The organism is Burkholderia sp. Ac-20349 (assembly GCF_017104865.1).
Classification (GTDB): domain Bacteria; phylum Pseudomonadota; class Gammaproteobacteria; order Burkholderiales; family Burkholderiaceae; genus Burkholderia; species Burkholderia aenigmatica.
In genome coordinates this window covers 63637-84007 of the sequence record NZ_JAAGPM010000010.1, presented here as the reverse complement: position 1 = coordinate 84007, position 20371 = coordinate 63637, and the positions used below count along the sequence as shown (strand labels likewise).

The window sequence follows — 20371 nt, the reverse complement described above, 5'->3', positions numbered from 1 at the left end:
CGCTGCTTGGTCGGGTTGATCATTTCGGTAACCTGAATGTAAAAGTGAAATGAAAGGGCGGGTTCAGTGCGCGTCGGCGAGTTCGGCCTGCGAGCCGGTGGCGAGCGCGATGATCGCTTCCTGCGTGATGGGCGTGTGCGTGTGGCCGCCGAGTTCGCCCGCGATCTCGCCTTCGCGCATCACGAGCACGCGGTCGGCGACACCGATGATCTCCGGCAGTTCGCTCGAGATCACGATCACGCCCACACCGGCTCGCGCGAGTTCGTTGATGATCCGGTAGATCTCGGATTTCGCGCCGATGTCGACGCCGCGCGTCGGTTCGTCGAGGATCAGCACGCGCGGCTTCGTCTCGAGCAGGCGCGACAGCAGCACTTTCTGCTGGTTGCCGCCCGACAGCGCGCCGACGTTGACGTTCGCGTTCGGCACGCGGATCGACAGCGACGCAATGGCGTCGCATGCGCGTTCGGCGCCGCGCGCGAGGTCGAGCGCACCGAGCCGCGCATCGCGGCTGCAGACCGAGATGTTGATGTTGTCGCGCACGCTCATGTCGAGGAACAGGCCCTGGCGCTTGCGGTCTTCGGTCAGGTAGACGAGGCCCGCGTCGATCGCGTCGCGCGGCGAGTGCGCGCCGAACGTGCGGTCGCCCACCTTCACGTCGCCGCGCACGCGCGGTTCGGCGCCGAAGATCAGCCGCGCGAGTTCGGTGCGGCCTGCGCCGACGAGCCCCGCGACGCCGAGCACTTCGCCGGCGTGCAGGTCGAAGCTGCAGCCGCGCACGCGCGCGCCGTCGGCGATGTCGCGGACCGACAGCAGCAGGTGGCCGGGATCGTACGGCGCGTGTTCCTTCTTGTAGAAGCCGGAGATGTCGCGGCCGACCATCATCGCGACGAGACGCTCGGCCGACAGCGATGCGCGTTCGAGCGTGCCGACGTACGCGCCGTCGCGCAGCACCGATACCCGGTCGGACAGTTCGTAGATCTCCGCCATCCGGTGGCTGATGTAGATGATCGCGAGACCTTCCTCGCGCAACTGGCGGATCAGGCGGAACAGGTGCTCGGTCTCGCGCGACGACAGTGGCGTGGTCGGCTCGTCCATCACGAGGATGCGTGCGCGGGTGTGCACGGCGCGCGCGATCTCGACGAGCTGCTGCTCCGCGATCGACAGCGTGTCGACGAGCGTGTCGGGCCCGAACGATGCGCCGAGGCGCGCGAGCACGTCCTCGCAGCCGCGCGCCATCGCCGCGCGGTCGATCGTGCCCCAGCGCCGGTTGCCGCGCCGCAGTTCGCGGCCGATGTAGATGTTTTCCGCGACGGTCAGGTTCGGCGACAGGCACAGCTCCTGGTAGATCACCGCGACGCCCGCATCGCGTGCGGCAAGGGGGCCGTCGATGTCGATGCGTGCGCCGTCGATCAGGATCTCGCCGCCGGCATCGGCGCGGTATGCGCCCGACAGGATCTTCATCAGCGTCGATTTGCCCGCGCCGTTTTCGCCCATCAGCGAATGGATCTCGCCGGGATAGACGGTCAGGCTGACGTTGTCGAGCGCGCGCACGGCCGGGAACGTCTTGCTGATCCCGCGCATCTCGAGCAGCGGGCGGGGCGACTCAGATCGCGACATGGCTGGCCTCCTGCGAGTCGGTGCGGGCGCCCTTGAGGATGCCGGCCCGCGGGGAGAAGTTGAAGAACATCGGCAGCGTGGCTGCGCCGATCGCACCGGCGTCGGCGCCGAACGTGCCGCGTACGAGCACCGGCGTGCCGCGCGCTTCGGGCGCGGTGGCCACGAGCGCCGCACGCAGGCGGGTCGTGACCGCGTCGAGCAGGCCCGCGTCGGTATCGGCGTCGAGCACGACCACCGGCGCATCGACCACGCACAGCACCGCGCGCAACGCCGGCGCGAGCGCGTCGACGCAATCGTCGATCCATTCGTCGACGGCAGGCAGGCCGCGGGCGATGCACGCTTCGAGATCGGCCCGATTGTCGACCGTCTCGCCGTGATGGCGCAGATGGCGCACGAGCGCATGCAGCGATGCGCGCGCGAGCAGGATGTCCCACGGGCCGCGCGGCGGCGGTGCGGATGCCAGCCGGCTCGGCGGCACGGGAATCACGGCGATGTCACCCGCATTGCCGGTTACGCCGCGCAGGCAGTCGCCGTCGATCGCGATGCCGCCGCCGATTGCCGGCCCGATGAACAGGTAGACGAAGTCGTCGCACTGCCGGCCGTATCCATAGAACAGCTCGGCGATCGCGGCCGCGTTGCCGTCGTTTTCTCCGAATACCGGGAGCGATAGCGTGCGACCGAGGTCGGCCGCGAAATCGACGTCTTCCCACGCGCGGAACGTGTCGGGTGCGAGGCCGAGTTCGCGCATCCACGCACCCAGGTTGTAGGGCTGCGCGACGCCGATGCCGGTCAGGCGGGCGCGCTCGTGGTCGGGGAGCAGGGCCTGCATCGCGTCGATGTCGTGCCGGACGATCTCGAGCACGTCGGCGGGCGGAGGCAGCAGCGTGTCGTGCGAGCGGCGGCCGAGCACGTCGCCCGCGAAGTTGACGAGCGCCGTTTCGATGCGCATGCGGTCGAGGTGGACGCCGATGCCGAATGCGCCGCGCGGATCGAGGCGGATCAGCGAGGCCGGCTGGCCGCGCTGGCCTTCGGTGCGGCCCGCGAATTCGATCAGCTTTGCGTCGGCGAGCGACGCGATGATGCTGCCGACCGCCGTGCCCGTCATGCTGGCGAGACGGGCGAGATCGGCCTTCGACGCGCTGCCGGCGCGGCGCAGCGTCTTCAACAGCAGGCGCTCGTTGTAACGGCGCACGTTGGCCGAGTTGCTGCCTTGGCCGAAGTGCGGGCTTCTCATGGCGTCTCCTTCCATGGTGCGCCGTTGGGTGGCGCATTAAATAAATCACGTTGATTTATTTAACCGCGTGAGCGCCGGCATGTCAGCCTAGGGAAATCCCGGTTTTGGGTGGAGGCGGGGATGGCGGAGTGAGGCGTCGGGAATCGGGGGCGGATTGCGGAGCGCTGGAAAGTCAGGCGCAACGTGATGCCGGTGGTGGCATTCATGCGGGACAAATGGCTGTCGCCGGGTTCGCAGCACACCGTCACGGCTCACCGGTGCTGATCGCGCAAACGGAACCGATGGGTTCGTTCGTGAAGATGGGGGGATGTGTTTCCGGAGCCGGAAATGAAAAAAGGCCGGCTAGAAGCCGACCTTTTCAAAAACAGATGGTGCCCAGGAGAGGACTCGAACCTCCACGATGTTGCCACCGCTAGGACCTGAACCTAGTGCGTCTACCAATTCCGCCACCTGGGCACGTTTCGCTTGTTGCTGCATCGCGAAAGAACGCAATTATAGCGTGTCCGAAGGGGCTGTCAACACAATTTGAGGTCGCGAACGAAAATAATTCGGCGGACCTGTTCGCGGGGCACCGGGCGGGTGGGGTGCGCAAACATTGCGGCGGTCGACGCGTATCGTCGAACTTGGGATGCCGACCAGGAACTCGAGCGCATCATTTCCGGATGCCGGAAATGAAAAAAGCAGAAAGCAGATGATGGTCGGCAGGGGGAGGGGCTTGATCACGCTTGCAAGCGTAGCCTTTCGAGATCTCGCGCGAAGCGAGCAGGCGCATTGTTTCCGGAGCCGGAAATGAAAAAAGGCCGGCTAGAAGCCGACCTTTTCAAAAACAGATGGTGCCCAGGAGAGGACTCGAACCTCCACGATGTTGCCACCGCTAGGACCTGAACCTAGTGCGTCTACCAATTCCGCCACCTGGGCACGTTTCGCTTGTTGCTGCATCGCGAAAGAACGAAATTATAGCGTGTCCGAAGGGGCTGTCAACACAATTTCATCGGCGACGATGAAAATTATCGCCCTTCACTGAACGGCCATTCATACACCGACCGGCTCCGCCCGTTTCGCAGCGAAATTCCAGCGCAGCGCCTGACCCGTCTCGACACGCGTCGGCAGCAGGCCGGCGGCCAGGAACGTGTCGGCGATCTGTTGCTGCTCGCCGAAATTTTGCGGGGCCACCGCGCGGACGAGATAACTGCGCCGCGCGTTCGCGCGCGCGATCGTCGTCGCGTCGAGCCCCCAGATCGGTGCGAGGGTATTCGCGGCCTCCTGCGGGTGGTCGCGCAGCCACGTGCCGGACTGCGACAACTGGTCGAACAGGATCTGGATGACGTCGGGACGCGCGGCGGCGAAGCGGCTCGATGCGAGGTAATAGCGCTGGTACGACGCGAGCCCGTTGCCGTCGGTGAGAATCCGCACGTCGGGATTCCGGTCGACCGACGCGACATAGGGATCCCAGGTGATCCACGCGTCCACGCTGCCGCGCTCGAACGCCGCGCGGCCGTCCGCGGGCGTCAGGTAATGGATCGCCGCATCGGCAGGCCCGAGCTTCGCGCGTGCGAGCGCGGCAAGCAGCAGGTAGTGGCTGCCGGCTGCCTTCGTGACCGCAATGCGCTTGCCCTTGAGATCGGCGAGCGTACGCAGTGCGCCGTCCTGCTTGACGACGATCGCCTGCGCCTTCGGCGAAGGCGCTTCCTGCGCGACATACACGAAACGCGCATGCGCGGCCTGCGCGAAGACCGGGACCGTATCGGCCACGTCGGCGCTGAAATCGACGGCGCCAACGTTGAGCGCTTCGGTCAGCGGCAATCCGCTCGCGAATTCATGCCACGACACACGCAAGCCGCGCGGCGCCAGTGCCTGTTCAAGCGCGCCGCGCGTCTTGAGCAGTGTGATGAGCGTCGACGATTTCTGGTAGCCGATACGCAACACATCGGGTGCGTTCTCGGCGTGCGTTCGGACGCCGGCGGCAGTGAGGCCTGCGGCCAGCATCACGCGTGCGAATGCGCGGCGGTTCATCGACGTCATGGATCGTGCTCCTGGTCTGGTTCGTTGCATTGAAGCGAGCCGGCTAACTTACAACGGGGCGGGCCGACGATAACCGATAAATTCTGCTATCGATCCGGCTGGCGAGCATAAGGGGAGGGTGGAGGCGCGGGTGGTCGCGGCGCGCCCGGTCACGTGCGGACAGTCGATCGATGTTTCCTGCTTGCATTTGATTGCATAGTCAAATATATTCATTGCAGAAAACTCAGAGTCAGCGATTGGCGTTGGCGCGGCAGTACCCGCGCGCCGCGCCGGTCGCTTTTTTTCCCTCATTTATCTGACTTGTCAGTTAATTTTGCTCGGTGTCGCGGCGGCTGTTCGCGTGGCGCCCGATCAGAAGGACCTCCGATGAAACCGTCCGAAAGTCCGGGCGCGCCGACGCCGCTGACCGGCGCCAGCTTCGCACTGGGCACGCTCGCGGTGGCACTCGCCACGTTCATGAACGTTCTCGATTCGTCGATCGCCAACGTCGCGATTCCGACCATTTCCGGCAATCTGGGCGTGTCCACCGACGAGGGCACGTGGGTCATCACGCTGTTCTCCGCGGCCAACGCGGTGTCGATCCCGCTGACCGGCTGGCTGACGCAGCGGGTCGGGCAGGTGAAGCTGTTCGTCTGGGCCATCCTGCTGTTCGTGCTGTCGTCGGCCGTGTGCGGGCTTGCACCCAACCTCACCACGCTCCTCGCGGCACGGATCATTCAAGGCGCCGTGGCGGGGCCGCTCGTGCCGCTGTCGCAGGCGTTGCTGCTGGCTTCGTTTCCGAAGGAGAAGAGTTCGAGCGCGCTGGCACTGTGGGGAATGACGGCTACCGTCGGGCCGATTGCGGGCCCCGCGCTCGGCGGCTGGATCACGGACAACTACAGCTGGTCGTGGATCTTCTACATCAATGTGCCGGTCGGGTTGTTCGCCGCCGCCGTGATCTGGGCGCTCTATCGCAACCGCGAGACGCCAACCAGCAAGCTGCCGATCGACAAGGTCGGGCTGATTGCGCTGGTCGTATGGGTGGCCGCGCTGCAGGTCATGCTCGACAAGGGCAAGGATCTCGACTGGTTCAATTCGTCGACGATCTGGATCCTGACCATCGTGGCGGTGGTCGGTTTCGTGTTCTTCCTGATCTGGGAGTTGACCGAGGAGCGTCCGATCGTCGATATCAGGCTGTTTGCACAACGAAATTTTCTTGGCGGAACGCTGGCCATTTCGATTGCGTTTGCGGTATTTTTCGCGAATCTCGTGATCCTGCCGCAATGGATCCAGGGTTCGCTCGGCTACCCGGTCATCAATGCCGGCCTCGTGACTGCACCGCTCGGCATCTTCGCGGTGCTCCTCGCGCCGGTGGTCGGGAAGGTGATGCCGAAATCGGATATGCGTGTGCTCGTCACGTTCGCATTTCTCGGATTCGCCGGCGTGTTTTTCATGCGCTCGCGCTATACGACGGGCATCGATACGTGGTCGCTCGTGGTGCCCACGTTGCTGCAAGGGATCCCGACGGCGTTCTTCATGACGCCGCTCACGTCGATCATCCTGTCGGGGCTGCCGCCCGAGCGCATCCCGGCGGCCGCGGGCCTGTCCAATTTCGCACGCGTGTTCATGGGCGCGGTCGGCACGTCGCTCGCGAGCACCGCGTGGAACGACCGCACGATCCTGCATCATGCGCAACTGGCCGAGCAGGGCAGCGTGAACAACCCGATCTTCGCGAGCGCGCTCTCCGGCGTGCAGAGTGCGCTGGATGCAGGTACGCCGAAGGCGCTGACGTTCCTAGAGGCGACGTTGAATGCGCAGGCAACGATGCTGGGGCTGAACGACGTTTTCTGGCTGTCGGCGGTGATCTTCGTGCTGATCATTCCGCTGGTCTGGGTGACGAAGCCGGGCAAGGGCGTGGCAGCCGGGGCGGCGGCGGCCGGCGGGCATTGAGCCGGCGTGCACGCGGGATGCCGCGTGCCTTGAAAAATCATGATGTCGCAATTATTGTGTCGGTCAACAATATCCGACTCAGCGAGCACGATGGAACACTACACGCCGAAGAATTTCCTGCTCACCGAAAGCGTGGGGTTCGTGCTCGCGAAGGCGCGCAACCTGGTCACGTCCGAGATGGATGCGGCATTGAAGGATCTCGATATCACGGCGCAGCAGATGGGCGTGCTGCTGTCCCTGCGGAGCGGCAGCGCGGCGACGCCTTTCGAATTGTCGAAGCTGCTCGGCGTCGACACCGGGCTGATGACGCGCTTGCTCGACAAACTGGAGGGCAAGGGGCTCGTCGAGCGTTCGCGCAGCGTGAGCGATCGGCGCGTGGTGGACCTCGCGCTGACCGAAGCGGGGCAGGCGGTTGCCGCGCAGATTCCGGAGATCGCGCCGAAGGTGCTCAATGCCCGCTTGCGGAAATTTTCGAAGGCCGAGTTCGATGAACTGAGCCGGCTGCTGCGCAAGTTCATCGGCGAGTAAGCCGGGCGCTGTCATGCGGGCGCCGGAAATGCTAAAAGGCCGGCTAGAAGACTTTTAAGAAGCAGAGGGTGCCCGCGAGGGGGGGGCTCGGTCACACATGTGCAGCCCCGGCTGCGCTTGCAGGCGCAGCCTTTCGAGATCTCGCGCGAAGCGAGCAGGCGCATTGTTTCCGGAGCCGGAAATGAAAAAAGGCCGGCTAGAAGCCGACCTTTTCAAAAACAGATGGTGCCCAGGAGAGGACTCGAACCTCCACGATGTTGCCACCGCTAGGACCTGAACCTAGTGCGTCTACCAATTCCGCCACCTGGGCACGTTTTGCAGTTAGCTGCTTGCTGCAAAGAAGCGAAATTATAGCGCCCCAATTATTCGTGTCAACACTTTTTTGCGATGCATCGCAAACCGGCCTCCGCCGCGCCTGCCGGCGGCATTCCCGTCATTTGGTGACACAGGCGGGTGATAGAATGACCCGCCGCCGTCAATATAGAACTGTCTGAAGGACACCTCTATGTTGATGCCGTGCACCATCAATCAACGCAACGAGAACAACCATCGACAAACCCTTGAGCAAATATCCGTACCCCATTCCGAGCCGTGAAGAAATTCTCGGCGTGCTGCGTACGAGCGACGCGCCGCTGGCCGCCAACGACATCGCCGAAGCCCTGTCGATCAAGCGTCAGGAGCGCGAGGGGTTCTTCCGGCGTGTCGCCGCGATGGAACGCGACGGCCAGATCCGCCTCGACAAGCGCGGCCACTACCAGTTGACCCATCCGTCGAATTTCGTCGCCGGGCGCGTGCAGGGGCATCGCGACGGCTACGGGTTCGTGATCCGTGACGACGGCCAGGACGACCTGTTTTTGCCGAACGGCGAAATGCAGAAGGTGATGCACAACGATCGCGTGCTCGCGCGGATCGTCGGCTACGATCGCCGCGGTCGCCCGGAAGGGCACGTCGTCGAAGTCACCGAGCGCGCGAACAAGCGCGTGATCGGCCGCCTGCTCAACGAGAACGGCGCGCTGATCGTCGCACCGGAAGACAAGCGCATCGGCCACGACATCCTGATCACGCAGAACGTGAAGAAGGCGAAGGTCGGGCAGGTCGTCGTCGTCGAGCTGACCGACTTCCCGAGCCGTCATTCGCAGCCGCTCGGCCGTGTCGTCGAGGTGCTCGGCGATATCGACGATCCGGGCATGGAAATCGAAATCGCGGTGCGCAAGTACGGCGTGCCGCACGAATTCAGCCAGCCGGCGCTCGACGAAGCCGCCGCGCTGCCCGACAAGGTGCGGCCGGCCGACCTGCGTTTCCGCGTCGACCTGCGCGACGTGCCGCTCGTGACGATCGACGGCGAGGACGCACGCGACTTCGACGACGCCGTCTACTGCGAGCCGGTCAAGGTCGGCCGCGGCGACGGCTACCGGCTGATCGTCGCGATCGCCGACGTGTCGCACTACGTACAGCCGGGCAGCGGGCTCGATGCCGACGCGCTCGAGCGCAGCACGTCGGTGTACTTCCCGCGCCGCGTGATTCCGATGCTGCCGGAGAAGCTGTCGAACGGGCTGTGCTCGCTGAATCCGCAGGTCGACCGCTGCGTGCTCGCGTGCGACATGGTGATCACCGCGCGCGGCGAGATCAAGGCGTACCAGTTCTATCCGGCCGTCATCCATTCGGCTGCACGCCTGACGTACACCGAAGTCGCGGCGGTGCTGTCGAACACGAAGGGGCCGGAGGCCGCGCGCCGCGCGGACCTGCTGCCGCACCTGCAGGATCTGTACGGCGTCTACAAGTCGCTGTTCGCCGCACGGCAGAAGCGCGGCGCGATCGACTTCGACACGACCGAGACCTACATCGTCTGCAACTCGCAGGGCAAGATCGAGCAGATCGTGCCGCGCCAGCGTAACGACGCGCACAAGCTGATCGAGGAATGCATGCTGGCCGCGAACGTCTGCGCGGCCGATTTCCTGAAGCGCAACAAGCATCCGGGCCTGTACCGCGTGCACGCAGGGCCGACGCCGGAGAAGCTCGAGAACCTGCGCGCGTTCCTGCGCGGCATGGGCCTGTCGCTCGGTGGCGGCGACAAGCCGCATGCGAGCGACTACGCGGCGCTGATGGCGCAGATTCGCGACCGGCCCGATGCGCAGATGCTGCAGCCGATGCTGCTGCGCTCGATGCAGCAGGCCGTCTACAGCCCGGACAACATCGGTCACTTCGGCCTTGCCTACGAGGCGTACGCGCACTTCACGAGCCCGATCCGCCGTTATCCGGACCTGCTCACGCACCGTGCGATCTACGCGATCCTGTCCGGCAAGAAATACGTGCCGAAGGCGCCGGACGGTTTCGAGCTGAACACCGCGCTGTCGCCGCGCGCCCGCGCGATGCAGCAGGCCGACGACGAAACGCGCGGCCGCTCGCGCCCGAACACGGCGATCTGGGAAGAGCTCGGCCTGCACTGCTCGGCGAACGAGCGCCGCGCGGACGAAGCGTCGCGCGACGTCGAAGCCTGGCTCAAGTGCTACTTCATGCGCGACAAGCTCGGCGAGGAGTACGGCGGGATGGTGAACGGCGTCACGTCGTTCGGCATCTTCGTGCAGCTCGACACGCTCTTCATCGAAGGGCTCGTGCACGTCACGGAACTCGGCTCGGACTACTTCCAGTACGACGAGATCAAGAACGAGCTGCGCGGCGAGCGGACTGGCATCCGCTATCGCCTGTCGGATCGTGTGCGCGTGCAGGTGAGCCGCGTCGATCTCGACGCGCGCAAGATCGACTTCCGCCTCGTGCGCGATACGCCGGTGAAGGCGCCGCGTCCGTCGCCCGCGCCGGCTTCCGCTGGCGGCGGCGTCGACCGCGGTAATGGCCCGCGCGTCCGCGCGCTGCCGCAGGCGGAGGAACCCGCGCCGCGCCGCAAGAAGGCCGCGAGCGCGCCGAGCGTTGCCGTGAACGAAGCGCGCGCCGCGCGTACCGCCGCGAAGAAGAAGGGCGGCAGTGGTGGTGGTGTGGCGGCGAAGCCGACCGCGAAGAAGACTCGCGCCCGCAAGAAGTATTGAGCGTTCGGGGCGGGCGCCAAGCGCCCGCCCTGCAGTATCGAGAGACGCCGCGTCACCGGTCATCGGCCGGCAACGCGGCGCTTTCCTTTTCCATGGATCGCGGTTGCGCGCGTCGCGCGGCCGCACGTTTGATCGAAGGTTGTTCCAGTCATGTCACGTCTGAAGGTTCTTTACGGTTTTCATGCGGTGACCGCACGTTTGCGGCACGATGCATCGACGGTGGCGGAGGTGCTGTACGACCAGACGCGCCGCGACCGCCGCATGCAGGACTTCCTGCACGCCGCGAAGGAAGCGGGCGTGCGGCTGATCGCGGCCGACGAAACGCGCCTGTGGGGCCTCGCCCATACCGAGCGTCACCAGGGCGTCGTCGCGCGCGTCGAGGACATCCCGCTCGCGCAGAACCTGTCCGAGCTGCTCGACGGCATCCAGGGCCCCGCGCTGCTGCTGGTGCTCGACGGCGTCACCGATCCGCACAACCTCGGCGCGTGCCTGCGTGTCGCCGATTCGGCCGGTGCGCACGCGGTGATCGCGCCGCGCGACCGTGCAGTCGGCCTGAACGCAACCGCGGCCAAGGTGGCGAGCGGCGCGGCCGATACGGTGCCGTACATCACGGTGACGAACCTCGCCCGCGCGCTGCGCGAGCTGAAGGAGGCCGGCGTGTGGATCATCGGCACGTCGGACGAGGCTTCTGCCACGCTCTACGAAACGAAGCTCGACGGCCCCGTCGCGCTCGTGATGGGCGCGGAAGGCGAAGGCATGCGCCGGCTCACGCGCGACACCTGCGACGAAGTGATGAGCATCCCGATGGCCGGCAGCGTGGAAAGCCTGAACGTGTCGGTCGCAAGCGGCGTGTGCCTGTACGAAGCCGTGCGCCAGCGGCGCGTGAAGGGCTGACACAGCCCGTCCCGCGCGACCTGCGCGGGCCTCGAATGACCCGAACGACGCGTGCCGCGATTCGATGCGGCACGCGGCTCTCCGGAGCTCGCGACCGATGACCCTGTTTCGCGTTGGCGCATCCTGCGCCGTGCTGTGCCTGCTGGCTGCCTGCACGGCGCCGTCGCTCGTCGAACGCGGCACCTACTACGCCGACACGAGCCTGCACGCGCGCGGGGCCGATTCGCGGATCCGCTTTCTCGTGATGCATTACACCGAAAGCGACGAGGCGAAATCGCTGCGCACGCTGACGGGCGATTCGGTCAGCGTGCATTACGTCATCCCGCCGCAGCCGCGCATCGAGCGCGGGATGCCGGTCGTCTACCAGCTCGTTCCGGAAGCCGAGCGCGCATGGCACGCGGGCGTCAGCGAGTGGCAGGGCACGACCGAGCTGAACGCGGTGTCGATCGGTATCGAGAACGTGAACCGCGGCCCGCTGGATCCGCAGAACCGCACCTGGCAGGCCTATCCACCCGAACAGGTCGCGGCACTGACCCGATTGTCGAAGGACATCGTCGCCCGCTACGGGATTCCGCCGACGCGCGTGGTCGGGCACAGCGACATCGCGCCGCAACGCAAGATCGATCCGGGGCCGCTGTTTCCGTGGCATGCGTTGGCCCAGGCCGGCGTCGGCGCATGGCCAGACGATGCGACCGTGGCCACCCGGCTCGGCGGTCGCGATCCGCATGCGCCGGTCGACGTGCGGGAACTGCAGCTCAAGCTCGCGCACTACGGCTACGACGTGGCCACCGATGGCGTGCTCGACGCACGCACGCGACGGGTGTTCGCGGCGTTCCAGATGCATTTCAGGCCGTCCGACTATGCGGGCAGCCCGGACGCCGAAACCGACGCGATCGCGCAGGCATTGCTCGACAAGTACTTCCCCGGCACGCAACCCGCGGACAACGCGCCCGGAGCGGGCGCACCCTGAACCTGCGGCGCGCCGTACGCCGAAAAACGCGGGCCGTCATCCGAGTCCGGTAAACTGGCGGTTTTCCGCAATCCCGCAGCATCACCACTCCATGACTCAAGACGAACTCAAACGCCTCGTCGGCCAGGCCGCCGCTGACTACGTGATCCAGAACGTGCCGGAAGGCGCCGTGATCGGTGTCGGCACCGGCTCGACCGCCAACTGCTTCATCGACGCGCTCGCCGTCGTCAAGGCGCGCTATCGCGGCGCCGTGTCGAGCTCCGTCGCCACGACCGAACGCCTGAAATCGCACGGCATCAAGGTGTTCGACCTGAACGAGGTCGACTCGCTGCAGGTGTACGTCGACGGCGCCGACGAGATCGACGCGGGCGGCGCGATGATCAAGGGTGGTGGCGGCGCGCTGACGCGCGAGAAGATCGTCGCGTCGGTGGCCGACACGTTCGTCTGCATCGCGGACGCCAGCAAGCGCGTGCCGGTGCTCGGCGCGTTCCCGCTGCCGATCGAGGTCGTGCCGATGGCACGCACGGCGATCGGCCGGCGCGTGACCGCGCTCGGTGGCGTGCCGGTGCTGCGCGTGACGAAGGACGGTGCGCCGTACATTACCGACAACGGTAACGAGATCATCGACGTGAAGGGGCTGCAGATCGCCGATCCGCGTGGCTTCGAAGCGCAGGTGAACGCATGGCCGGGCGTCGTGACGGTCGGCCTGTTCGCCGAGCGCGGCGCGAATCTGTGTTTGCTCGGCACGGAAAGCGGCGTTGAAACGATCGTTTATTCGGCTAAGTGAAAGATGTGGCAAGCAGTCCGTAATGGTGTGTCACACGCCGTAATGGACTGAATGTTTAAATCTTGTGGAAAACGGGGCCCGGTAGGCGCAATGCGCTTCCCGGGCCTTATTTTTAGCCGTATAAATCACCCCGTCAAAAAGAGGGATAACCCTGTCAGGTGTTTACCAGATAGCGAAATGTCCTCGAACTCATCAACTTATAGATCATAAGAACAGTCGTAACCAGGGCCGGCGGAACTGCGGAGCAGGTGTTCGCAAATCGACGCACGGGGAGGTGTCATGGAGCAGGGCAAAGACCGGTCACTGGTCGCCAAAGTGATGGATGGGCTTGTCTCGGGTATCGTCGAAGACAAGTATGGCGGCATCTTGCCGCCGCAGGACGTGCTGTCGAAAGAGTTCGATGTGAGTCGCACTGTGATGCGGGAAGCGTTGTCGATGTTGCTTGCGCGCGACATGCTCGACGTGCGGCCGAAGGTTGGCACGCGCGTGCGGCCGATGCGCGACTGGCGCATGATCGATGAGGATGTGGTGAGCTGGCGATTCCGGGCGAAACCCGATCCGCAGTTCATGCGCGACGTCATCGAATTCCGGATGCTGATCGAACCGCGTGCCACCGCGCAGGCGGCGGTGCGTGCGACGGCGGCCGACATCGCGGGCATCCGCGAAGCGTTCGATGCGTTCAAGGTGCTGCAGCCGGGCGACCCTGGCTACGACACGGCGGACGAGTTGCTGCACACGCGGATCGTCCAGGCGAGCGGCAACCAGTTCTTCCAGCAGATGGCGGCGATCGTGCGCGGTGCAGTGCGTCTCGTGAATCCGCGGGTCGTGCAGAAGGAAGGGGCGCACGACATTGCGGTGAAGGCGCATGCGCGTGTGGTCGACGCGATCGAGCGTCGCGATCCGCGCGAAGCCGAAGCCGCTTCGCTCGCGCTGATCGATTTCAGCGCCGACGAGATCTCGCGCGATTTCTCCGTCGACGTGCCCGTGCGCGCCTGACGCTGCGCGTGTCGCTCATCCGTGTGCCGCCGGGCCGTTTATCATGACGGCCGGCCGGCAGCGTGCCGGCCACCGTCATACGACCGACACGGAAGATCAGGATGAACGACAACGACCATCGCCCGGTGCGCTTCGGCATCGTCGGCGCGGGCAGCATCGCGCGCCGCTTCGCGCAAAGCCTGGCGCATGTGCCGGGCGCCACGCTCGCCGGTGCCTGGGCCCGCCGCGCCGATGCCGCGGCCGACTTTTGCGGAGCGTACGGCGGTACGCCAGCCGCCAGTCTCGACGCGCTCCTCGCGAGCGATATCGACGCGGTCTACATCGCGACGCTCCATGACAGTCACGCACAGTACACGCTGGCCGCGCTTGCCGCCGGCAAGGCCGTGCTGTGCGAAAAGCCCGCGACGCTGAACGCGGCGCAGCTCGAGACCGTGTTGCGTGCGGCACGCGACGCCGGGCAGCTTTTTATGGAGGCGATGAAGCCGCCGTTCTTTCCGCTGTACCGCCAGTTGCGTGCGCACCTGCATGACGATCCGATCGGCGAGATCCGGCTCGTGCGGGCAGGGTGCGCGTCGTCGTCGGTGCCGGACGACCATTCCGTCTATCGCCTCGATCGCGCGGGCGGTGCGCTGCTCGATATCGGGATCTACGAGGCGTTTCTTGCGGTCGACTGGCTCGGCGCGGCGCGCGACGTGCAGACGCTCGGCCGCGTCGGCGCAACCGGTGTCGACCTGTTTGCGAGCCTGAACAGCGTGCATGCGAACGGCGGGATCGCGCAGCTCTTTTGCGGGCTCGACGTGATGGGGCGCGGCGACGCACTGATCGCCGCGGCCGGCGGCCATGTGACGATTCACGAGAAGTGGTGGAACCCGTCACACGCAACGATTCGTTATGCGGACGGGCGCACCGTCGAACTCGACGCGCCGGTCGACGGCGGCGGGCTGAACTACGAGACCGCGCATTTCTGCGACCTGCTGCGCGCGGGCAAGACCGAAAGCCCGATCATGACGCATGACCATTCTCGGCAGATGATCGCGATGACCGATGCCGCGCGTGCGGCACTCGGCGTGCGCTATTCGGGCGAGTAGGCGGGAAAGACGGCGCCGGGCACGCGGGTGCGGCCCGGCGGATGACGTGCGCTCAGTGCCGCGACGGCAGCGACAGGCGTTTTTCGTACCAGCGCTGTACCCATTCGAGGATCTGGCACAGGATCCAGTACACGGCCGCGGCGGCGAGATAGAGCGGCAGCGGCTGATAGGTCGCCGCGATCACTTCCTGCGCGCTGCGCAGCAGTTCGGTCACGGTGATCACGGACACGAGCGACGTGTCCTTGATCAGGCTGATCAGGCTGTTCGACAGGCTCGGCACCGCGATGCGCAGCGCCTGCGGACCGATCACGTAGCGCAGCGTCTGCCCCCACGACAGCCCGAGGCTGTATGCGGCGAGCCACTGGCCGCGTGCGATCCCGTTGATCGCGCCGCGCATGCTTTCCGACATGTAAGCCGCGACGTTCGCGGACAGCGCGATGACGCCGGCAGGTGTCGGGTCGAGCGAGATGCCGAGGCTCGGCAGCCCGTAATAGATGACGAAGATCTGCACGAGCAGTGGCGTGCCGCGCATCAGGCTCACGTACGCGCGTGCCAGCCACGCGAGCGCGTTGACCCAGATGCGTTCGAAGCCTTCGAGCGCTTCGCTTTGCCGGATGCCCATCATCGCGAGCACGACGGCACCAAGCAGGCCGAACACCATCGACAGCACGGCGAACTTGACGGTCAGTACGGCGCCCTGGGCGAGCACCGGCAACGATTGGACGAGCAGGGACGTTGTCGACATGGAATACGAATCGAATGCGTGCGCGAAAGCGCAATCATAAACCGGACGAATAAAACAAAGGGCGGCATCGTTACGGATGCCGCCCTTTCCGGCCCGCCGTCAGGCGGGAAATGCAGGCGTGCTTACTTGATCGGCTTCGTCACGTCGATGCCGAACCACTTGTCCGAGATCTTCGTGAAGGTGCCGTCGGCTTCGAGTTGCGCCATCGCGTCGTCGATCGCCTTCTGGAACTTCGGGTTGCCCTTCTTGAACGGGATGCCCGACGGGTTCGCCGAGCCGACGTTCGCGCCCGGGCGCAGCGGCAGTTGCGAATTCTTCGTCAGGTACGCGAGCATCAGGCGATCGTTGAGCGCCGCGTCGAGACGACCGGCCGCGAGATCGCGCAGGTACTCGGGCGCGCCCGGGTACGTCTTCACGTCGATGCCGGGCACCGACTTCGCCATGTCCATGTAGTTCGTGCCGAGCGCGACGCCGAGCTTCTTGCCTTTCAGGTCTTCAAGCGACTTGAACTGGCGCGTGTCGTCGTTGCGCTGGATCAGCTGCGCGGACGAATACGTGTACGCCGGCGAGAAGTCGAGCGTTTCCTTGCGCTTGTCGGTGATGCCGACCTGGTTGGCGATCACGTCGAACTTGCCGGCCTGCAGGCCCGCGATGATGCCGCTCCATTCGGTCGTCACGAATTCCGCTTTCACGCCGAGCTTCGCGGCCACCGCCTTCGCGATGTCGACGTCGAAGCCGACGAGTTCACCTTGCGGGTTCTTCGAGTTGAACGGCGGGAACGTGCCTTCGAGGCCGACCCGCAGCGTGCCGCGTTGTTTCACCTGGTCGAGGAGGTCGGCCGCATGCGCGGTGGCGGCGGCGAACGACGTGCCGATCAGGCCGGCAACCAGCAGCTTCTTCAGCAGCGCAATCTTCATCGTGTGTTTCCTTGCCCTGTCCGGGTCATTGATTCTGATAACGGGTCGATGATAGCAAAAATGCAATCGACCTCTAAATATCGTTTGTTTATGCCTATATTACGCGGTGCGTTCGTGGGCGATGGCCTTCACGCATTCCGCGACGAGCGCGGGGCCGCGGTAGATGAAGCCCGTATACAGCTGGACGAGTGCCGCGCCGGCCGCGAGCTTGGCGCGGGCGTCCTCGCCCGAGAAAATGCCGCCGACGCCGATGATCGGCACTTCGCTGCCGACTTCGGCGTGCAGCTTGCGGATCACTTCGTTCGACGCGTCGAACACGGGGCGGCCCGACAGGCCGCCGGCTTCGTCCGCATGCGGCAGGCCCTGGACGGCCGCGCGCGACAGCGTCGTGTTGGTGGCGATGACCGCCTCGATCTTGTGGCGCAGCAGCGTGTCGCCGATTTCCTTGACCTGCTCGTCGTCGAGATCGGGCGCGATTTTCAGTGCGAGCGGCACGAGCTTGCCGTGCAGGTCGGCGAGGCGCTGCTGCTTGTCCTTCAGCGCGGCGAGCAGCGCGTCGAGCTCGCCCGCGCCCTGCAGCTGGCGCAGGTTCTTCGTGTTCGGCGACGAGATGTTGATCGTCACGTAGCTCGCGAACGGGTAGACGCGCTCGAGGCAGTACAGGTAGTCCTCGGCGGCGCGCTCGATCGGCGTATCGGCGTTCTTGCCGATGTTCAGGCCGAGGATGCCGCGATAGCGGGCGGCCTGGACGTTCTTCACGAACTGGTCGACGCCGTGGTTGTTGAAGCCCATCCGGTTGATCAGTGCTTCGGCCTGCGGCAGGCGGAACATCCGCGGGCGCGGGTTGCCGGGCTGCGGGCGCGGCGTGACCGTACCGACCTCGATGAAGCCGAAGCCGAGCGCCGCCAGGCCGTCGATGGCTGCGCCATCCTTGTCGAGGCCGGCCGCGAGGCCGACCGGGTTGCGGAACGTGAGCCCCATCACGGTGCGCGGTGCGTCGGGCACGCGGGCCGACAGCGCGCAGGCGAGGCCGGTGCGGCCGGCCGCGCCGAGCGCGCGCAGCGTGAGGTGGTGAGCGTCTTCCGCATCCATCTTGAACAGGGATGCGCGGGCCAGCGGATAGAGGGAACTGAACACGGGAATAGGGCGGACAGCCGGAATGAATGACAACCCGCTATTTTACCGGGAGTTGCGCGGCAGAGGCGCGCTTCGCTTCGTTACCCCTGGCGGCGCGTGTCAGCCCGAGCCGGAATGCCCGCCCGGCAACGGCGCGCGGGCCAGTGCCGCGTCGACGGGCGGCAGGTCGATCCGTTCCGGGTCGAGTATCTTCCAGCGGCCGTCGATCAGCCCTTCGAGCGGGTGGAAGTTCGCCTTGTAGGCCATCTTCGGGCTCTCGCGGATCCAGTAGCCGAGATACACGTAGGGCAGGCCGAGGCTCTTCGCCTGCTCGATTTGCCACAGGATGTTGTAGGTGCCGTAGCTGGTGTGCGCGTCGTCGGGTTCGAAGAACGTATAGACCGACGACAACCCGTCGCCGAGGATGTCGATCATGCTGACCATGCGCAGCTTGCCGGGCTCGCCGCCCGGTGCGTCGAGGTCGCGGAATTCGACGAGGCGCGAGTTGATCCGGCTCTGCAGCAGGAATTGCTCGTACTGGTCGCGGCTGTCGCGATCCATGCCGCCGCCCGCGTGGCGTGCGGACTGGTAGCGCATGTAGAGCGCGTAGTGCTCTTCGTCGTAGTGCAGCGGCGAGACCGTCGCGACGAGCGTGCGGTGGCGCTTCCACATCCGGCGCTGCGTGCGCGACGGTACGAACGCGTCGACAGGCACGCGCACCGGCACGCAGGCACGGCAGCCGTCGCAGTACGGACGATACGTGAACACACCCGAGCGCCGGAAGCCGGCCTTGACGAGCTCGGTGTAGATGTCGGAATTGATCAGGTGGCTCGGCGTCGCGACTTGCGAGCGCGCGACGCGGCCGTCCAGATAGCTGCACGGATAGGGCGCCGTTGCATAGAATTGCAGCGCCGAAAGCGGTGAAAGCGGCAGCTCAGTCGGGTGAGTCATGGGCAGCTCTCGTTGCAGGGAGGGAGGGCCGCGCTAGCGCTCGATCCCGGAGGGGGCCGCCGTTTCGGCGCGGCCCGTCAGCGCGGCGAGCACGCGCTTGTCGAACTGCCACGGAATCGGCGGTTCGGCTACCGCGCTGCGCACGTGAGCGACAAAGGCCTTGCGTGCGATCTCGCGGCCGCCGAGCGACGCTAGATGCGACGTATTCTGCTGGCAGTCTATCATCTCCAGCCCCTGCTCGCGAAGGTGCGCGACGAGCGTGGCCAGCGCGATTTTCGATGCGTCGGTCGCGTCCGCATACATCGACTCGCCGAAAAACATCCGTCCGAACGACACGCCGTACAGGCCGCCGACACGCCGCCCGTCGTGCCACGTTTCGATGCTGTGCGCGTTGCCGGAGCGGTAGAGCGACGTGTACGCGTCGATGATCTCGGCCGTGATCCACGTGCCGCGCTGCCCGCGGCGCGGCGCCTGCGCACACGCGCGCATCACGCCCGGAAAGTCGTAGTCGACGCGCACTTCCCATTCGGGCGCGCGCAGCACGCGCTTCAGCGTCTTGCGCAGCGAAGGCGACACCTTGAATTCGGCCGGCACGAGGATCATGCGCGGGTCGGGGCTCCACCACAGCACGGGCTGGCCGTCCGAATACCACGGGAAGATGCCGCGCAGGTACGCGTCGATGAGGCGCGACGGCAGCAGGTCGGCGCTCGCGGCAAGCAGCCCCGGCGCGCCGGTCGCGGGGCCGAGCGCGCGTTCGATGGGCGGAAAGGGATCGTCCGGGCCGAGCCAGGGGACCATGGGGCGGGGGCTCAGCCGTTGCGCAACGAGCGGAAGATATCGCCGGTGTGCACGCCGTAGTCGCCCGCGGCGCGATCGGCGAAGAAGAATCGCAGGGTCTGGCTGACGGTCGGGAACGCGATCTCGTCCCACGGGATGTCGGCTTCGTCGAACAGCTTCACTTCGAGGCTTTCCTCGCCGGCCTCGAATGCCGGATCGGTGAGCCGCGCGAGGTAGAACAGGTGGACCTGGTGCACGTGCGGCACATTGAGCAGCGTGAACAGGTTCTGCACCTCGACGCGCGCGCCGGCTTCCTCGAGCGTTTCGCGCGCGGCGGCTTCGGCCGTTGTTTCGCCCATCTCCATGAAGCCTGCCGGCAGCGTCCAGAAGCCGTAGCGCGGTTCGATCGCGCGGCGGCACAGCAGGATCTGATCGCCCCAGACCGGGACCGTGCCGACGACGTTGCGCGGATTCTGGTAGTGGATCGTGCCGCAGTGATCGCAGACGAAGCGCTCGCGATTGTCGCCCGGAGGAATGCGCGCGATGACTTCGTGACCGCAGACGGAGCAGAATTTCATGTCGAGTGGAAGGGACGAGGTGATGCGAGTGTATCACCGGGATGCGGCATTCTCGAACGCGGGCGCGTGCAGGCCGCGTGTCGCGCAAAGTGGAGGGTGCGGGTGCGCGAAGCGGCGCGGGGAGTACGACGGAAAAACAAAAAGCCCGGCACTAGGCCGGGCTTTTTGCATGAATCTGGAC

The 20371-nt window shown here is 65.9% G+C and carries 17 protein-coding genes and 3 tRNA genes; 8 read left to right on the top strand and 12 right to left on the bottom strand.

Annotated features, from left to right (window positions below; translation table 11 throughout):
* Positions 1-63: 63 nt before the first annotated feature.
* From G3N61_RS05810 to G3N61_RS05790, 5 genes are all read right to left on the bottom strand, one after another.
* Positions 64-1617, bottom strand: a complete 1554-nt coding sequence (locus G3N61_RS05810) for a sugar ABC transporter ATP-binding protein (protein WP_205821831.1) — start codon at positions 1615-1617, stop codon at positions 64-66.
* Positions 1604-2851, bottom strand: coding sequence for an ROK family protein (locus tag G3N61_RS05805; RefSeq protein WP_043182636.1), 1248 nt, complete (start codon positions 2849-2851; stop codon positions 1604-1606). The genes G3N61_RS05810 and G3N61_RS05805 overlap by 14 nt, the downstream gene beginning before the upstream one ends.
* Positions 2852-3220: 369 nt before the next feature.
* Positions 3221-3307 (bottom strand) — tRNA-Leu (locus G3N61_RS05800).
* Between the two features lie 375 nt (positions 3308-3682).
* Positions 3683-3769: transfer RNA gene (locus G3N61_RS05795), tRNA-Leu, on the bottom strand.
* A 114-nt stretch (positions 3770-3883) separates the two neighbouring features.
* Entirely contained in the window at positions 3884-4873 is a 990-nt protein-coding gene (locus tag G3N61_RS05790; protein ID WP_205821830.1) for an aliphatic sulfonate ABC transporter substrate-binding protein, read from the bottom strand.
* A gap of 366 nt (positions 4874-5239) precedes the next feature.
* Here G3N61_RS05790 and G3N61_RS05785 point away from each other — a divergent pair, with 366 nt between their 5' ends.
* Positions 5240-6802 (top strand): DHA2 family efflux MFS transporter permease subunit, encoded by a 1563-nt coding sequence (locus tag G3N61_RS05785; protein ID WP_205821829.1) that lies wholly within the window; start codon positions 5240-5242, stop codon positions 6800-6802.
* A 90-nt stretch (positions 6803-6892) separates the two neighbouring features.
* Positions 6893-7330: a MarR family transcriptional regulator gene (locus G3N61_RS05780; protein WP_043182642.1), complete on the top strand. Its 438-nt coding sequence runs from the start codon at positions 6893-6895 to the stop codon at positions 7328-7330.
* A 223-nt stretch (positions 7331-7553) separates the two neighbouring features.
* On the opposite strand, the gene G3N61_RS05775 is transcribed toward G3N61_RS05780, so the two are convergent.
* Positions 7554-7640: transfer RNA gene (locus tag G3N61_RS05775), tRNA-Leu, on the bottom strand.
* 250 nt (positions 7641-7890) lie between these two features.
* Between G3N61_RS05775 and rnr the strand changes: the two genes are divergently transcribed.
* From rnr to G3N61_RS05745, 6 genes are all read left to right on the top strand, one after another.
* Complete coding sequence (rnr, locus tag G3N61_RS05770; RefSeq protein WP_205821828.1) at positions 7891-10371, top strand: ribonuclease R; 2481 nt, start codon at positions 7891-7893, stop codon at positions 10369-10371.
* 150 nt (positions 10372-10521) lie between these two features.
* Positions 10522-11265 carry a 23S rRNA (guanosine(2251)-2'-O)-methyltransferase RlmB gene (gene rlmB / locus G3N61_RS05765; protein ID WP_043182646.1) on the top strand — a complete coding sequence of 248 codons (744 nt, stop codon included), beginning with the start codon at positions 10522-10524 and terminating at the stop codon, positions 11263-11265.
* A 97-nt stretch (positions 11266-11362) separates the two neighbouring features.
* A complete protein-coding gene (locus G3N61_RS05760; protein ID WP_205821827.1) occupies positions 11363-12235 on the top strand; it encodes an N-acetylmuramoyl-L-alanine amidase in 873 nt (290 codons plus the stop codon).
* A gap of 91 nt (positions 12236-12326) precedes the next feature.
* Positions 12327-13022, top strand: coding sequence for a ribose-5-phosphate isomerase RpiA (gene rpiA / locus G3N61_RS05755; RefSeq protein ID WP_043182651.1), 696 nt, complete (start codon positions 12327-12329; stop codon positions 13020-13022).
* A 279-nt stretch (positions 13023-13301) separates the two neighbouring features.
* On the top strand, positions 13302-14018 hold the full coding sequence (locus tag G3N61_RS05750; RefSeq protein WP_006484155.1) for an FCD domain-containing protein: 717 nt from the start codon (positions 13302-13304) through the stop codon (positions 14016-14018).
* A 101-nt stretch (positions 14019-14119) separates the two neighbouring features.
* Positions 14120-15106 (top strand): Gfo/Idh/MocA family oxidoreductase, encoded by a 987-nt coding sequence (locus G3N61_RS05745; protein ID WP_089450400.1) that lies wholly within the window; start codon positions 14120-14122, stop codon positions 15104-15106.
* A 52-nt stretch (positions 15107-15158) separates the two neighbouring features.
* Here G3N61_RS05745 and G3N61_RS05740 read toward each other — a convergent pair whose 3' ends face one another.
* From G3N61_RS05740 to G3N61_RS05715, 6 genes are all read right to left on the bottom strand, one after another.
* A complete protein-coding gene (locus G3N61_RS05740) occupies positions 15159-15851 on the bottom strand; it encodes an amino acid ABC transporter permease (protein ID WP_043182654.1) in 693 nt (230 codons plus the stop codon).
* A gap of 122 nt (positions 15852-15973) precedes the next feature.
* Complete coding sequence (locus tag G3N61_RS05735) at positions 15974-16768, bottom strand: cystine ABC transporter substrate-binding protein (RefSeq protein ID WP_011351851.1); 795 nt, start codon at positions 16766-16768, stop codon at positions 15974-15976.
* 99 nt (positions 16769-16867) lie between these two features.
* A complete protein-coding gene (locus G3N61_RS05730; protein ID WP_089450402.1) occupies positions 16868-17905 on the bottom strand; it encodes a quinone-dependent dihydroorotate dehydrogenase in 1038 nt (345 codons plus the stop codon).
* A 99-nt stretch (positions 17906-18004) separates the two neighbouring features.
* Positions 18005-18835 (bottom strand): arginyltransferase, encoded by an 831-nt coding sequence (locus G3N61_RS05725; RefSeq protein ID WP_043182659.1) that lies wholly within the window; start codon positions 18833-18835, stop codon positions 18005-18007.
* 33 nt (positions 18836-18868) lie between these two features.
* Positions 18869-19633 carry a leucyl/phenylalanyl-tRNA--protein transferase gene (gene aat / locus G3N61_RS05720; RefSeq protein ID WP_043182662.1) on the bottom strand — a complete coding sequence of 255 codons (765 nt, stop codon included), beginning with the start codon at positions 19631-19633 and terminating at the stop codon, positions 18869-18871.
* Between the two features lie 11 nt (positions 19634-19644).
* Positions 19645-20190: an NUDIX hydrolase gene (locus G3N61_RS05715; protein WP_011351855.1), complete on the bottom strand. Its 546-nt coding sequence runs from the start codon at positions 20188-20190 to the stop codon at positions 19645-19647.
* Positions 20191-20371: the final 181 nt, after the last annotated feature.